Source organism: Carnobacterium alterfunditum DSM 5972, assembly GCF_000744115.1.
In the GTDB taxonomy this organism is placed as follows: domain Bacteria; phylum Bacillota; class Bacilli; order Lactobacillales; family Carnobacteriaceae; genus Carnobacterium_B; species Carnobacterium_B alterfunditum.
This window is the reverse complement of the sequence record NZ_JQLG01000004.1, coordinates 885,753-900,609: the sequence shown is the minus strand read 5'-3', so window position 1 is coordinate 900,609 and position 14,857 is coordinate 885,753. Positions and strand designations below refer to the sequence as shown.

At 35.3% G+C, this 14,857-nt stretch carries 15 protein-coding genes; 10 read left to right on the top strand and 5 right to left on the bottom strand.

Going from position 1 to position 14,857, the window contains the following annotated elements; translation table 11 throughout:
* Positions 1–416 precede the first annotated feature (416 nt).
* The 3 genes from BR50_RS04665 to BR50_RS04655 all read left to right on the top strand — a co-directional run bounded on the left by BR50_RS04665 (position 417) and on the right by BR50_RS04655 (position 2,517).
* Positions 417–1,742 (top strand): IS3 family transposase, encoded by a 1,326-nt coding sequence (locus tag BR50_RS04665; protein WP_034545653.1) that lies wholly within the window; start codon positions 417–419, stop codon positions 1,740–1,742.
* A gap of 160 nt (positions 1,743–1,902) precedes the next feature.
* Entirely contained in the window at positions 1,903–2,223 is a 321-nt protein-coding gene (locus BR50_RS13105) for a hypothetical protein (RefSeq protein WP_034546729.1), read from the top strand.
* A gap of 3 nt (positions 2,224–2,226) precedes the next feature.
* Positions 2,227–2,517, top strand: coding sequence for a type II toxin-antitoxin system RelE family toxin (locus BR50_RS04655; RefSeq protein ID WP_034546727.1), 291 nt, complete (start codon positions 2,227–2,229; stop codon positions 2,515–2,517).
* A gap of 93 nt (positions 2,518–2,610) precedes the next feature.
* On the opposite strand, the gene BR50_RS04650 is transcribed toward BR50_RS04655, so the two are convergent.
* From BR50_RS04650 to BR50_RS04640, 3 genes are read right to left on the bottom strand one after another with little or no spacing between them, the layout of a single operon-like run.
* Entirely contained in the window at positions 2,611–4,062 is a 1,452-nt protein-coding gene (locus BR50_RS04650) for an ABC transporter permease subunit (RefSeq protein ID WP_034546725.1), read from the bottom strand.
* A 1-nt stretch (position 4,063) separates the two neighbouring features.
* Entirely contained in the window at positions 4,064–4,957 is an 894-nt protein-coding gene (locus BR50_RS04645) for an ABC transporter ATP-binding protein (protein ID WP_034546723.1), read from the bottom strand.
* A complete protein-coding gene (locus tag BR50_RS04640) occupies positions 4,944–5,882 on the bottom strand; it encodes an ABC transporter ATP-binding protein (RefSeq protein ID WP_034546721.1) in 939 nt (312 codons plus the stop codon). The genes BR50_RS04645 and BR50_RS04640 overlap by 14 nt, the downstream gene beginning before the upstream one ends.
* Positions 5,883–6,069: 187 nt before the next feature.
* Between BR50_RS04640 and BR50_RS04635 the strand changes: the two genes are divergently transcribed.
* Positions 6,070–6,630, top strand: a complete 561-nt coding sequence (locus tag BR50_RS04635; RefSeq protein ID WP_034546719.1) for a TetR/AcrR family transcriptional regulator — start codon at positions 6,070–6,072, stop codon at positions 6,628–6,630.
* 339 nt (positions 6,631–6,969) lie between these two features.
* A complete protein-coding gene (locus tag BR50_RS04630; RefSeq protein WP_034546717.1) occupies positions 6,970–7,401 on the top strand; it encodes a GNAT family N-acetyltransferase in 432 nt (143 codons plus the stop codon).
* A 338-nt stretch (positions 7,402–7,739) separates the two neighbouring features.
* Here the strand turns inward: BR50_RS04630 and pdxT are convergent, their stop codons facing one another.
* A complete protein-coding gene (pdxT, locus tag BR50_RS04625) occupies positions 7,740–8,312 on the bottom strand; it encodes a pyridoxal 5'-phosphate synthase glutaminase subunit PdxT (RefSeq protein WP_034546715.1) in 573 nt (190 codons plus the stop codon).
* Between the two features lie 2 nt (positions 8,313–8,314).
* A complete protein-coding gene (pdxS, locus tag BR50_RS04620) occupies positions 8,315–9,205 on the bottom strand; it encodes a pyridoxal 5'-phosphate synthase lyase subunit PdxS (protein ID WP_034546713.1) in 891 nt (296 codons plus the stop codon).
* Between the two features lie 146 nt (positions 9,206–9,351).
* On the opposite strand from pdxS, the gene BR50_RS04615 reads away from it, so the two are divergent.
* The 5 genes from BR50_RS04615 to BR50_RS04595 all read left to right on the top strand — a co-directional run bounded on the left by BR50_RS04615 (position 9,352) and on the right by BR50_RS04595 (position 14,430).
* A complete protein-coding gene (locus BR50_RS04615) occupies positions 9,352–10,746 on the top strand; it encodes an aminotransferase-like domain-containing protein (protein ID WP_034546712.1) in 1,395 nt (464 codons plus the stop codon).
* A 397-nt stretch (positions 10,747–11,143) separates the two neighbouring features.
* Positions 11,144–11,962, top strand: a complete 819-nt coding sequence (locus BR50_RS04610) for an oxidoreductase (RefSeq protein WP_034546710.1) — start codon at positions 11,144–11,146, stop codon at positions 11,960–11,962.
* A 20-nt stretch (positions 11,963–11,982) separates the two neighbouring features.
* Complete coding sequence (locus BR50_RS04605) at positions 11,983–12,966, top strand: AraC family transcriptional regulator (RefSeq protein ID WP_034546707.1); 984 nt, start codon at positions 11,983–11,985, stop codon at positions 12,964–12,966.
* An 880-nt stretch (positions 12,967–13,846) separates the two neighbouring features.
* The gene (locus BR50_RS04600) at positions 13,847–14,134 is read left to right on the top strand and encodes a type II toxin-antitoxin system RelB/DinJ family antitoxin (protein ID WP_034546705.1); all 288 of its coding nucleotides are present in this window, start codon (positions 13,847–13,849) and stop codon (positions 14,132–14,134) included.
* Between the two features lie 5 nt (positions 14,135–14,139).
* Positions 14,140–14,430, top strand: coding sequence for a type II toxin-antitoxin system mRNA interferase toxin, RelE/StbE family (locus BR50_RS04595; RefSeq protein WP_034546703.1), 291 nt, complete (start codon positions 14,140–14,142; stop codon positions 14,428–14,430).
* The last annotated feature ends 427 nt before the right edge of the window (positions 14,431–14,857 follow it).

Genomic DNA, 14,857 nt, shown 5'->3' with positions numbered 1-14,857 from the left:
TAAGTTTCTCGATACATACTTTTAAGCAATTTCATGTATTGAGAGAAGTCTAAGTAACATTTCCCACTTCTTACTCGTTATTATTTATAACAAACAGGATGTGAAAATCATGCCATCAGCAGACGTATATTTGCCAATTAATAGCGCTATTTTAGTACTTGTTGAAGAAATAAAAGAGTGTCTAGAAACGGAATTTCTAATTCTGGCTACTCAACAATAAATTATTGAAAGTGCAATTGTTGCCCTAAAAACTCAACTAAATTAACGTTATCTAAATAAAAGAGGAACACGTCAGCTAAAATGGACCCTATAGAATGGACACCAAAAAAAGGTGCTCTCTATAGGGTCTATTTTTGTATACTGATATAAAGAAGAATAGGTTAATACTTGCACTTCGTGCAGAAAGGAGCGGATAAATGTCAAAATTAACATTTACACCAGAACAAATTCAAATTTTAAAAGCAAACCCATACGTTAAAAATGTATCGGAGAAAAGTATTACTTATTCCGATGAGTTTAAACGCTACTTTGTTTCAGAATCATTGGGTTCAAAAACGGCTAAGCAACTATTTATTGAAGCTGGATTTGATCCGGAAATGATTGGTAAAAGTAGGATAAGATCATTCGCTGGTAAATGGCGAAAAAGATACCGTGATAATGGTGTTTTGGCATTGAAAGATACACGACAAGATTGTTCAGGCAGACCTCGAAAAACACCATTAACACTTGAACAACAAATTGAAAAGTTACAGGCCAAAATCCTATTATTAGGACAAGAAAATGACTTGTTAAAAAAATCAGAATGGAGCGAAAGGAGGCCAGAAAACAGCGAAAAGATTAGCAGAATCTTTTCAAGGATCCATGAAATGAAAACCAAGGGTTCCTATACAGGAACCCTCATAGATGCCTGTAAAGCGTTGGGTGTTTCTCGTTCAGGTTACTACAATTATGTTAAAAGTTTAGACAGTAGAAATGCACGTGATGAGGAAGATCAAGTCTGGAGAACTCAAATTGAAGAAGCTTATAACTACCGTGGTTACGAGAAAGGTTCTCGAAGTATCGTAATGTACTTCCTAAACGTTCTGGGCATTACCGTCAATCGTAAAAAAGTACAGCGCCTGATGAGGAAATTTAATATCTTCTGTCCTATTCGTAAAGCAAACCCCTATAAAAGAATGGCAAAAGCCACCAAAGAACACAGCACTGTTGAGAACAAGTTGAAACGTCAGTTTGATCAAGGAATAGCCCATAAAGTTTTATTAACAGATATCACTTATTTACCTGGAACCGGCGGGTTTATAGGTTATTTATCAACTGTAAAAGATGGAACAACGAAAGAAATTCTAGCTCACTATGTGTCTGACAGTTTAAAACTTGATCTTTCATTAACAACGGTTGATTTATTAATGAGTGCCCATAGCACAACGCTACATAAAGATGCCTTTATCCATTCAGATCAGGGAGTCCATTACACCAGCCCTAAATTCCATAAGAAATTGGCTGATAATCAGTTAGGGCAATCCATGTCCAGAAGAGGGAACTGTTGGGATAACGCTCCACAAGAGTCGTTCTTTGGACATTTGAAAGATGAAATAGAGTATAAAGATTGTGGGAATTTGGAAGAACTTCGAGCAATTGTGACTGATTATATGGACTATTACAACAATGAACGTGGACAATGGAATCTGAAAAAACTGCCCCCTGTTCATTACAGGGAGCAGCTTTTATTGAGTGTTTCATGAGGTCTCTTTTTTAAAATGTCCTTGACACAGGGTCCATTTCAAGCATAGGTGAACCTCTTTTATTTGTTTTTTTATCATTAAATGTTTAGAAAGGAGCAAAAAGACTTTAAAAAGTTTTTTAAAAGGCTTAAAATAGGTTTAAGTAAAGGAGAGGATTTATATGGCCATGAAAATATTAGATATTCCAACGTCTTCTATTTCCGAAGTAAAAAGGTCTCCTATGGAGGTTTTTCAAAAAGCTGATAAAGAAGCTGCTGGGGTTTATATCTTTAATCGAGAAAAAGTAGCCGGAGTTATGTTAACACAAAAACAATATGAAACATTAAATAAAGAAGTTGACAGTTTATATGATCAAATTGCTGATTTAATCGCTGAAAAAAGATTACTAAATGAAAAAGTAGCTACTTTTTCTGATAGTGAATTCCGTGGATCAATAGCAAATGAAGTGCCTACTATCGACGAAGAAGATGGGTGGGAGTAAGCGTTGTACCAAATTGAATGGACAGAATACTCAAGAGATGATTATGATAAGCTTGACGGAAGCCAAAAGATTTTTGTCGATAAAGCCCTTAATCGTATTAAAGTACGTGGCATGGACGCTGGTCAACCATTACATGGCGCTTTAACTCAATGTAATAAACTGAAAAACAAAAAAATGGGCCTTCGTGTTATTTTTAGAGAAATACAAGGTAAATTTGAAGTGATTCAAGTAGTTGTTATTGGAAAAAGGGATAACAAAACCGGCTATAAAATCGCTGGAAATCGTATAAATTAATTAAATAAGAGCTCTACCACTCTAATAAAAAGTGTTAGAGCTCTTATTTTGCAATACATGATTATAAAGTATGATTTGTACAAAAATAATTCTTTATAGAGGTAAATCCTTTTTAGTAAAGATAACATTCGATGCAGCGTACAAGACGAAGGTAATAGCTCCTAAAGCGACTAAGCCCCAACCGAAATCTCCACCTGTTAGAATTGCCTCAGTATCAAATAAACTCGTTATAGTTATATATTCAAGAATTCCTGCAGTATCCATCAATTGTTGAATCATGGCAATGAGGAAGAAAGCAAATGGAATACCTCCACCAATAGCTAAAGCCAAGCCTGTGCGGTTAAATAAGGTTGATGCAAAGAAGGAAATTGAACTTAAGGCCAATATTAACAATAAGAGTCCTGCACTTAACCAGAAGTAGGCTTCTGTATCGAAATCTAGAGCCTCATCGACAGATCTTACAGATGCGATCATGGCCTGATTGGACATAGTTATTATTTGTTGCTCCGTTAAGTCCGTTGCTTCTGTTGCAGCTTCTATCGCCACAGGATTTTTAATTAAGGAAATATTTTCAGCAACTTGATCGCTCTCCATATTCAATGCTTTGGATGAAGCTTCAATCACTAATTGTAATAAGATTTCTGTATCCTTTTCATTAACAATTTCGCCTTTATTAGGCAATTCAATTTCCTTTTCAAGCGTAGTTATTTCATCATTAACAAATTGTTGGAATACATTCACTGACATTCCTTTTACTTTGGCTCCTGCGACAAGGGCATCATTACTTGATAGAATCATAGCTGGATCGTCAGTCAATTCCTTCGCTGTGATTTCAATATCCTCATCTTCCATGTCCTCGTCGTCTTTATAGATATCCCAACGTTCATCCGTAATAATGTCCGCTGTTTCTTGATATGAACGTTCATTAATGAGACCCTCCAAATAAAGTGGGTAAGATTCAGTATCCATATCTCTCGCAGTGGCTGCTTCCTTCATGGCATGATCGTTTTCTAGAATTAAATATAAGCGCTCTGATACATAGCCTTCATCTTGATTTAATGCCTCAGCGGCTGCTCGTACATCATCTGTGATTGGATAGCCGGTCACATTTTGATATTGAAATTGAGCGGCACCTAGACCGGCATTCCCAATAATACTATACATTAGAACAATGGAAAAGATTAAATAGATTGATTTAGTAAAAATAACACTAGACCGTTTAATCGGCGTGGACAAGGTGTAAGCCATTGAGCCAGAATCTACTTCATTCACCACTAGATTATTCGCAGTAAACACTACATAGACGATTCCCAATATAACGGCAATCAGTTTATAGAAGTTTTCTAGACTTCCCAACAGACTAGTCATCGTCGATAACAAATTAGAAAATCTTGTTCCCTCAGCAGCAGATGCTATTGTGGCGAAGCCTTCTGCATCAAAAGTAACCATAAAAGTGGATAGAATCAGTGACGCAACCACGGTGACAATAGCCCATAACTTCCAATTAGCTTGAACACTTTGTTTAAAAACTGGTTTTGAGAACATTTTATTTTTCCTCCTTAAATATTTGAGTAATATAGGCTTCGAATGTAGCTTTGATTTCCTTGAAATAGACTAAATCAAAGTGTTTTAAATCTTGAATTAAATGGTTGATATCTTTATCATGAATCGTAATATTTAATTGTAAATCTTCCAACTTAATTCGATTCAAGTTGTAACCTAGGCTGCGAAAATGATCGAAATCTTCAAATGATTTAAACTCCATTTTATAAGTTTTAGTCTTGTTGTAGCGAATATCCCTCATATCAATGACATCAATAATCGTACCATCACGAATAATTGCGACTCGGTCACAGATTTCTTCCAATTCTTGGAAAATATGACTAGACATAAAAATGGTTTTACCTTTTGCTTTTTCATCTTTCAGTAGTTCAATGAAGATATCTCGCATCAAAGGGTCTAAGCCCGTCGTTGGCTCATCCATGATCAAGATATCGGCATCAGAGGCAAAGGCTGATACAATTGCTGTTTTCTGCTTCATCCCTTTACTCATAGAACGTACATTAGCTGTCACATCTAATTGAAACTGGTCACTAATCTTAACGGCATGTGTCCAATCTCCACGACCTGATAAATAGAGTTGATCCTTTAAAAAGTCTTCCCCTGTAGAGTTACCGGGAAAATTAATTTCACCAGGTATATAAGATACATATCGTTTAACTTCTGCACTACTTTTAGTAGCATCAAGCCCATTAATGGTGACTGTTCCTTCATCTGGAGTTAAAAATCCCATCATATGTCGAATAGTCGTGGTTTTTCCTGCACCATTGATGCCAACAAAACCATATATTTCACCTTTTTCAACTGCTAAAGACATATCAAAAATGCCACGTCCGTTTCCATAGTCCTTAGTCAGGTGCTTAATATCAATGTATGGCATGTTCTAAGTTCTCCTCTCCAGCTGCTACAGACTTCTTACGGTCATAAAAATCCATGAAATAATCTTCAAGTGTAAATTTGATTTCTGAAATAAAATTAATGTTCACATTACTTAGTTCAATAAATAAATTCTGCATGGTCTCATCCGTCAGATTTAACTTAACTTGATTCTGATCAGGTCGCTCAACTGGAATTTTAAATTGCGTAAGAGACAGAAACTGTTGATAATCTTTATTCGTTGCGAATTCAATTTTGAAAGCTTTATTCGTACTGTTTTTCAACTTAGCAGCTTCAATGGTTGAAACCACTTCCCCTTCTTTTATAATGGCAATACGGTCACAAGTTGCATCCACTTCGCTGAAGATGTGGCTAGAGAGTAGAATAGTCTTACCTTTTTTTTTCTCAGCTAAGATAAATTGGATGAAACGCTCTTGCATAATGGGGTCTAAGCCTGAGGTTGGTTCATCTAGAATTAACACTTTGGGATCATGCATAAAAGCTGTCACCAATGCCAACTTTCGTCTAGATCCAAGACTCATTTCTTTAATTTCCATTGATGTATCCAATTCAAAAAGTTCCTTAAGATAATCTGTTCTAGACATATCGATGATTTGTCTTTCTTCAGCCATGAACTGAATAAAATTATTTCCGGTCATTCCTTTGGGAAAAGCCATCTCTCCAGGTAAATAACCAACATCGCGTTTAATGATATCAGCTGATTTCCAACAATCCTTACCATTAATATATAATTCACCTTCTTGAGCTTTGGAAAATCCCATCAAGTGACGAATAGTAGTGGTCTTTCCAGCACCGTTGGGCCCTAGAAATCCGAAGACTTCTCCTTCTGCTATCTCAAAGGAAACATCAAATATTCCACGTCCATACCCATAGTCTTTGGTTACATGTTTTACTTCAATAACTGACATCGTATTTCCACCTTTCTCTTAAATGTCGATTGTAAAATAATTTACATTTGTTTCTTTATTTACAAATGTTATAATATTTATTATACTAGTCGTACAAAGGAGAACAAGATACATAATTTCAGTATCTGATAAATAATTTACATTTTTACGATAATTGATAATTTTTTCTCTAAAAAGGAGGCATTATATGCAAAAGTTAGATTTAAGGGTTCAAAAAACGCATAAGGCACTTATAGAAGCATTTGAAAGCTTATTACATGAAAAAGAATTTGAAAATATTTCAGTAACAGAAATATGTGATGCTGCTATGGTTCGACGACCAACTTTCTACAATCATTTCTTGGATAAATATGATTTTATAACCTTTTTTATTAAACATAAAATGAATGAAATATTTGATTTTGCTGTCAAAAACTCAAATGAAGAAAAAGATAACTTTTTTATTATTGTTTTTGAACAGCTATTGGATCAATTTGATAATCTTCTATATCTCATTTTCAGTATTCAAATGAATGCCAATATCATTTTTGAACTTGAAAGTGTGCGCGAGTATGGGAAGAGCATGTTAGGTAACCAGATAAAGAAAGGTTCTAGTGACCAAGAATTACCCATGGAGCTTAGTTATAAAGCACAGATCATTATGGGTATCACGATTCAATCCGTCTTTTGGTATAAGGAGAAAAAACAGCAAATTAGTCGTGAAGAAATTATTGAACTCTATGAACAGACTTTAAAAAAATTCAATTAATAGAAGAACTGAAATGGACCCTATGTAAAGAATTAAAAAAAGCGACCTCCAAAGTTTAGAATTCACTCTAATTTTTTGGGGATCGCTAACTATAAGGTTTATTTTAATTTACGTTTACTGCTTTTTTCATTTGGGTAGCCGCAACGAGCGCTAATTCGAGTAACTTCACAATAGAAGATAATTTTATTTAACTCCATGATTCATTAGGTCGCTCTTGTTGTTCGATATCTATTTTAATCAATCCTACCTTTCTCAGTTAGCCCAAAAATCAGAATAGTTATTAGTTTTCAAACACATCCTAATTCCAGAAAAATATTTTTAAGAAAAGAGGGACTGACAATGAAAACACACATTGGGAAAGAAAAATGGAATCGAGCTGCTGCTTTATATGTTCGCATGCAGGTATTTGTCATGGAACGAGGTATTCCGCTCAAAGAAGAATTTGATTTAGAGGATCATGACGAGACGATTTATGTCGTCATTTATGATGGAGAGAGACCTGTGGCAACCGGACGGTATAAGCAAATCGACTCAGATACTATCCGGCCCGGAAGAATTGCCGTTCTCAAGGAATATCGTAAAAAAGGATTGGGAGAAGTAGTCGTTAAAGAATTGGAAGCTTTGGGTAAAAAACTGGGGTGTACGACGTCCGTCATACATGGTGAACTAAGTGCCGTTGGGTTTTATGAAAAACTAGGTTACACCAAAGAGTCTGACGTCTATTATGAAGACGGAGTACCGTGTGTAACTTTGAATAAAGAGTTAGTGTAGGACTCAATTATTCAGTTGAAGCAGATCATGCAAACTATAGCATAGCTACTAATGAAATTAGTGTTGTACAAGATGAAGACAGACCCGAACGTTATCAATTTAAAGTAACAGTAACCTATACTGCTGCAAATAATACTAGTACTACAACTGGCAGAGTTGAAATGGAAAGCGAAAAAATTAATTCACTTGATAGTAACGATGACAATGGATTGCTACAAGAAATAGTGGATAACCAAAAATAAAAAAAGTAACCGTATAATTTTAACGGTTACTTTTTTTATTTCAATACATGATTCAATCTAAATTCATGTATTAGGTCTTTATATTAAGTAGATTGATTAACGAATCTTATTTAAAAAATAGTTCAAGACAGCATAATCCTCAGTTAGTTCAGGGTGATAAGCAGTCACCAGTACGTTTTCTTGCTCTGCAGCTACAATTTTTTGATTGACAGAAGCCAGAACTTTTACATTTGGTCCGACAGATTGAATGTAAGGAGCACGGATAAACACCGCTTCGACTTCTTGATCGATACCTGAAAAACGGAGAGAAGTTTCAAAGCTGTCTACTTGTCTTCCAAAACCATTCCGTTCTACTTCCATATCAATAAAACCCAGGCGCAAATCGTCCGTGGTATGACTTTCGTCCGTGCTGCAGAGTATAAGACCTGCACATGTTCCAAAAATAGCTTTTTTTTCTTTATGAAAAGAACGCAGACGATTCTCCAACTCTTTTTCTCGAATCAATCGACCAATTGCTGTTGATTCTCCGCCTGGAATAATTAGGCCATCTAGAGCATCAAAGTCCTTAGTATTCTTGACAGATACTGCATTTACGCCTAAATTTTTTAAGGCAATAAGGTGTTCCGTAACGGCACCTTGCAGATCGAGAACTCCTATAGTTTTTGACATGCTTACCAACCTCTTTCCTGCATCCGTTCAGATTGAAGTAATTGACTGATTTCTATTCCTTTCATTGGTTCACCCAAACCTTTAGAAAGCTTAGCTAGCAATTCGTAGTCTTCGTAGTTCGTAGTTGCTTGAACAATGGCATGAGCGAATTTTTCTGGTGATTCGGATTTAAAAATACCAGAACCGACAAACACACCATCTGCTCCAAGACTCATCATTAAGGCTGCATCAGCTGGTGTAGCCACTCCACCAGCAGCAAAATTTACAACTGGCAATTTTCCAAGTTGTTTTATTTCCTTTACTAATTCATAAGGAGCTCCTATCTCTTTAGCAAAAGTCATCAACTCATCATATGTCTTAGTAGAAAGTTCACGTATTTGACTATTTACTTTGCGCATGTGACGAACAGCCTCTACTATATTTCCGGTTCCAGGTTCCCCTTTAGTTCGAAGCATCGATGCTCCTTCTCCAATGCGCCTTAAAGCTTCACCTAGGTCTCGGCAGCCGCAGACAAATGGCACTACATACTCGGATTTCAGTAAGTGAAAGGCGTCATCTGCTGGAGTCAAGACTTCACTTTCGTCAATGTAATCTACTCCCATAGCTTCCAAAATACGTGCTTCAGAAATATGTCCAATACGTGCCTTAGCCATTACAGGAATACTAACGGCATTCATTACTTCTTCAATAATAGCAGGATTTGCCATACGGGCAACTCCACCTTCTTTTCGTATGTCAGAAGGTACGCGTTCTAAAGCCATGACCGCGACGGCTCCTGCTGCTTCTGCAATTTTAGCTTGTTCAGCATTTACCACGTCCATAATGACACCGCCTTTTTGCATTTGAGCCATTCCACGTTTGACTCTTGTGCTGGCAATAATATTTTTATTCATATTAATTCCTCCTCTTATTTCTACTGCGCTAGTACTGATTGAAAGTATACGCAAGAAAAAACCGGTAGACTACATCCAATTGGATTACAAATTTACCATCCAATTCGTGATACAATAAAATAAATATCTAAGAAAGAGGAAATATCATGAACAAATGGAGTATTAGTCGAGATCATAGCATGCCATTATATCAAAAAATCATGTTGCTGACGGAAGAAAAAATTAAGTCTGGTGAATTAAAGCCTGGAATCCGTTTGCCTGCGGAAAGAAAATTAGCTGAATATCTAAAAGTGAATCGATCCACTGTCATCCGAGCAATGGAGGAATTGACAGCCCAAGGAGTACTGACAAGAAAAAAAGGGAGTGGGACCTATGTGAACCCAGACAAATGGGGATTACAAACAAAACCTTTGATCAACTGGGGTACTTCACTCACTACTGATAGTTTTAAAAAAAAGAGTGACTATCAACAGGCTATTGCCAGATTTAGGGAGCAGGAACAGGACAAAGTCATTGACTTATCAAATGGTAACTTACCTGCGGATTTATTGCCGGAACTTCAGTCACCAAGTTTATCTTGGAAAGAATTAATCCAGCAAGAAAAAAAACAGAGTCCCTTAAATAGTGAAATGCATTCTTTAAGAGAAAGTGTCCAGTTGTATCTCAAAAAAACGTATCAAATGGAAGTTCCGATAGAAGAAATTATGATTACTTCTGGGACCCAAAACGCATTATTTCTTATTTCACAAGGGCTATTAAAACCAGGAGATGCAGTTGGTATCGAAGCTCCTTCTCATTTTTATTCTCTCCGCTTATTTCAAGCAGCAGGCCTTCGTATTATACCTATTTCTATGGATACGGAAGGTATGACAATTAAAGGATTGCAAGAAGCGTCCATAAACTATCCTTTAAAAATGATTTTCCTGAATCCCATTTTTCAAAATCCAACCGGATTTGTGATGAGTTCTAAACGGAAAGCGGACATTCTTGATTATTGCCTGATGAAACGGATTCCCATTGTAGAAGATGACGCATATGGCGCATTGTCTTTTGATCAGTCAGTCGATAATAGTCCCTTGAAAAAGATGGATCAACAACAACAGGTTATTTATTTAGGCACTTTATCCAAATTAGCAGGAAATCATCTGCGAATTGGTTGGATGGTCGGTCCCAAGACGGTATTGAAGGAACTGGCAGATATTCGAATTCAAATTGATTCAGAGCTCAGTTTTCTATCTCAGTTTATGGCCGATCATTATTTACGAATCGAGGTGGATGAGCACCAAAAAAAGATCAAAAATAAGTTAGCAGAAAGAGCCCGCCTTATGGAGAAATGGTTAAGAATAGAATTTGGAGAAGATATAGAATTTCAACCGGCTAAAGGTGGATTCCACTTATATTGCCTTTTTCCGAAAAAAACAAAAGCAGAAGTAGACAATATTCTACAAGAGTTACTGAAAAAAAATATTATTGTTTTGGAAGTACAAAAATTTGGGGACAAAAAGAATGGATTCCGACTCAGTTTTGCTCACTTCAAGTAAATGTTTAATCTGAAGTGAGCAGTATAGATCCCACCTTAGTGGTGTCTACACTGCTAAACTTAATATGTTTTTATTGCTAGTTTTCTAATCTGCTTTTTTAAATTTTCTCCGTGCCTCATTTTTACTTATGCTATATATTTCTGAAAATTGACTTATAGATAGATAGTAACTTACTGTTTGTCACATATTGAACCCTCTTCTAATAAGTTTCTAAATTAAGTTAGACAATACTTGCTCATCAAGGTAACTTGAAAATACTTTTAGTGGCGTGAATTGCTCGTTTTGTGTCATGTATTGCAATTAAAATGAAACGATCAATACTGTATAGTTAAATCATAGCTCGGATGGTTAAATCGTTTTGATTGCTTCGTGAGCAAATAATTATGGAGGTGCAAGAATGAGTAAAAAAGTAGCATTAGTAACGGGCGCTAGTAGTGGTATCGGTTATGCAGCAGCGATTGATTTATACAATGCGGGATTTACTGTTTATGGAGCCGCTAGAAGAATGGACAAGCTTAAGAGTCTTGAGGATAAAGGAATACACATTATAGAATTAGACGTCACGAGTGAAGAATTGATGGTTAAAAGTATAGAAACGATAATTAATAATGAAGGACGTTTGGATATTCTTGTTAATAATGCAGGCTATGGGTCATACGGTGCATTAGAAGATGTCCCAATGGAAGAAGCTCGACGACAATTAGAAGTAAACGTGTTTGGTCTTGCACGAATGAGTCAGTTAGCCTTGCCACATATGAGGAAAAATAAATTTGGTAGAATTATTAATATTTCATCCATTGGAGGTAAGATTTATACTCCTTTTGGCGGATGGTATCATGCCACTAAATTTGCTGTAGAAGGTTTAAGCGACAGTATGAGATTAGAAACTGCACAGTTTGGCATAGATGTTGTAGTTATTGAACCCGGTGGTGTTAAAACTGATTGGGGTATTATTTCAGCCGATAATCTGATAAAAACATCCAAAAATAGTGTATATGAAACGAGTGCAAAAGAAACGGCAGATAAAATGCGCAAAAACTATAGCGGCACACAACTGTCTGATCCTAGAGTGGTATCAGAAGCAATTGTCAAGGCAGCAACAGTTAAAAAGCCAAAAACTAGATATCTCGTTGGTATGGGTGCTAAGCCAGCTATTTTCATTCGAAAACTGGTGTCAGATAAAGTTTTTGATAAAATTATTAAATCACAAATGTAATTATAAGAGTAGGTGAAGTAATGGGGAGTTTTTTTCTGGTAGATCAATCTTATAAAAATTTTCTAGATAGTATCGGTGTCAATGGTGAGCGTATTTTTAAAAAAGCGGGTATTCCATACGAAAATATTGATGATGAAGGTATCAGTATTAATAAAGAACAATATGTTTCATTTATGAATAGCATGGAAACAGTAACGACTAACGAACATATTTTGAAGCTTAGTAATGTTGAAGAACTAGTTTTATTTGTCCCGCCTTTATTTGCAGCGATGTGTGCCAGAAACGGTATGAAATGCATTGAACGATTAGCGACGTATAAGCAACTGATGGGTCCTTTTGCACTAACTATCGTCAAGCATAGCCGTACACTTGAGTTAGCGTTCGTGTTTGATGATTACCATACACCCATTCCCAGATTTACGGTGTTAAGCGAACAAGTTCTTATAGTAGCGATTCTTAGAAAAGCTACAGGGATGAATATTGTACCTAAAAAAGTATCTTCGCTATATGAGTACGGTGATGAATTTGAACAATATTTTGGAGTCAAACCACATATTGGTGAAAAGAATGAGCTTTCGTTTGATCTAGCTGATATGCAAGAGCCGTTCCTTACCGCGAATAATACAATGTGGCAGTATCTGGAACCAGAGTTGAAGAAACGAATAGACGAGTTAGAATCGGATGATTCGTATGCTGCTAAGGTTAGAAATAAATTAATAGAATTAATTCCGGGTGGTGCCTATACAGTAGACGATGTCGCAACAGATTTAGGAGTAAGCCCAAGGACGCTTCAACGGAGACTTGCTGTAGAAAAGACTACATTCATCAAACAATTAAATCATACCAGAGAATTGGTAGCACGAAATTATTTGAAAAATGAGTCTATGTCAACCGATGAAGTTGCCTTTTTGGTTGGTTACTCAGATGCCAATGTTTTTAATAGGGCTTTTAGAAGTTGGACAGGTCAAACGGTTAGTCAATTTAAAAAGAAATATAATAAATAAACTAACTTTGTTGCTCTGATTTGTCAAATTAAGAAATTTAATTTGTTGCCAACGTGTTAAACGGCGCTTTAGCTCAGTATAATAAACTGAAAAATAAAAAAATAAGACTTTGCATTATTTTCAGAAAAGAACAAGGGAAATTTGAAGTGATCCAAGTCGTTTTTATTGGAAAAAGAGATAAAGAAACCGTCTATAATATAGCTGGAAATCGTATAAACTAATGAAATAAGAGTTCTAACACTTTAATGAAAAGTGTTAGAACTCTTATTTTAGGATACATGATTCTATCTAAAATAAAGTATCCTAAAATGAAGGTAAGTTTGTCACAATAAAAATTGAGTGAATTCAGCTAGAATACTTGTTTTACCTATGGTATTTTAATTAAAAGATAAGGAGGTTCTATTTGTGAATTCAGCAATGTTTTATATATTACCGTTAATTCAAATGGCTTTTGTCTTCACCCTATCATTGCTTGCTGTATACACTTTGATTCTAGCTATAAAAGCACTAAAGCTGTATATTAAAAAAAATTCTTAATATTATTACAATAGTACATTTCATTAGTCTAATAAATTGTTAGATAATTTTCAATTTACAAAAACTGAGTTTGTTATAAGTAGCAGGATTATTCCTTTTTAAAAAAATACGAACAGATACTATCTGTATTTGATGATCATTTTTTCATTGGAAAAGTGTCACATATCGCTAGCTGCACTTAAATTTATTTCCTGTACTATAAAAAGAAAACTCTTTATTTAACAAGTTTCTTCATACCCTTTTTAAGCAATTTCATGTATTCACATAAAACAAATTGCACTACAATGTATTTACAATTGCATTACACTAGCGTATAATTAAGATTAATAAGGAGGCGATTTAAGTGGAAACAAAACAAAAAAAAGCGGTCGTACAAGTTCGTATTGACGAAACCGTTAAAAGTCAGGCCGTAGCCGTTTTAAATAACCTAGGTATGGACACGAGCACCGCTATTAACGTCTTTTTCAGGCAAGTAATCGCAGAAAACGGTCTGCCATTTCAACCAAAACAAGCAAAATTCAATACCGAAACCCTTGCAGCAATTAAGGAATCGGACGAAATGGTCAAAAATGGAACTGGAAAAAGCTACACTTCTGTTGACGATCTTTTTAAAGATGCTTTAGGAGATTAGTTGGTATGTTAGAAATGAAGCAGACAACCAAATTCAAAAAAGACCTGAAACGACTAAAGAAACGAAATGCTAATCTTGAAAAACTCAAAACGGTTATACAAATGATCGTTGAAGAAGTGCCCTTACTGGAAGAAGAATACCGTGCTCATATCTTAGAGCCGACAAAAGATTATCTCGATTGTTGGGAGTGTCATATTTCTGGACGCAATAGCGATTGGCTATTGATCTATAAATTTTACCCTTCTCAAAAGCTTGTCTCTTTTATCCGAACGGGGACGCATTCGGATGTTTTTTAGTTTTTATCTGCGCAATAAAAAGGGAAACAGTCGCTTGATTTTAGCAGCTGTTTCCCTTTTTGTATAAGCCTTTAATTTAATTAGTTTATGGATAAACGATTCTATGTAGAATCGTTTGTTTAATGTAAGAAGGACTCTATTGCTTTTAAATAATAGAGTCCTTCTTTGATAAATGTAAACCAATGGTTGCTAGTTGTAAATCAAAGGGTGCGTTACTTTTCTATTAAAATAAGAGATAATACTAGAGACAAAGTAAGTTTTTCTATAGTTAAGAGGGTGGTTATATATGAAGCAAAGTTACTTTAATGTTATACAAATTTTTTTTAAAAAAACTTCGAACCTTATGGCAAATTTTTTTCTTCTTTTAATTTTATATAACTATTTCTTTGTAAGAAACAATTCAAACATTAGTATTACTTACAAAGAA

Bases quoted from the DNA above. Each gene is read 5' to 3' on its own strand.
- BR50_RS04645 (WP_034546723.1), bottom strand. From the start codon at position 4,957: ATGCCATACATTGATATTAAGCACCTGACTAAGGACTATGGAAACGGA.
- pdxT (WP_034546715.1), bottom strand. From the start codon at position 8,312: ATGTCAAAAACTATAGGAGTTCTCGATCTGCAAGGTGCCGTTACGGAA.
- BR50_RS04635 (WP_034546719.1), top strand. From the start codon at position 6,070: ATGCAAAAGTTAGATTTAAGGGTTCAAAAAACGCATAAGGCACTTATA.
- BR50_RS04595 (WP_034546703.1), top strand. From the start codon at position 14,140: ATGTTAGAAATGAAGCAGACAACCAAATTCAAAAAAGACCTGAAACGA.
- pdxS (WP_034546713.1), bottom strand. From the start codon at position 9,205: ATGAATAAAAATATTATTGCCAGCACAAGAGTCAAACGTGGAATGGCT.
- BR50_RS04650 (WP_034546725.1), bottom strand. From the start codon at position 4,062: ATGTTCTCAAAACCAGTTTTTAAACAAAGTGTTCAAGCTAATTGGAAG.
- BR50_RS04665 (WP_034545653.1), top strand. From the start codon at position 417: ATGTCAAAATTAACATTTACACCAGAACAAATTCAAATTTTAAAAGCA.
- BR50_RS13105 (WP_034546729.1), top strand. From the start codon at position 1,903: ATGGCCATGAAAATATTAGATATTCCAACGTCTTCTATTTCCGAAGTA.
- BR50_RS04640 (WP_034546721.1), bottom strand. From the start codon at position 5,882: ATGTCAGTTATTGAAGTAAAACATGTAACCAAAGACTATGGGTATGGA.
- BR50_RS04605 (WP_034546707.1), top strand. From the start codon at position 11,983: ATGGGGAGTTTTTTTCTGGTAGATCAATCTTATAAAAATTTTCTAGAT.
- BR50_RS04615 (WP_034546712.1), top strand. From the start codon at position 9,352: ATGAACAAATGGAGTATTAGTCGAGATCATAGCATGCCATTATATCAA.
- BR50_RS04610 (WP_034546710.1), top strand. From the start codon at position 11,144: ATGAGTAAAAAAGTAGCATTAGTAACGGGCGCTAGTAGTGGTATCGGT.
- BR50_RS04630 (WP_034546717.1), top strand. From the start codon at position 6,970: ATGAAAACACACATTGGGAAAGAAAAATGGAATCGAGCTGCTGCTTTA.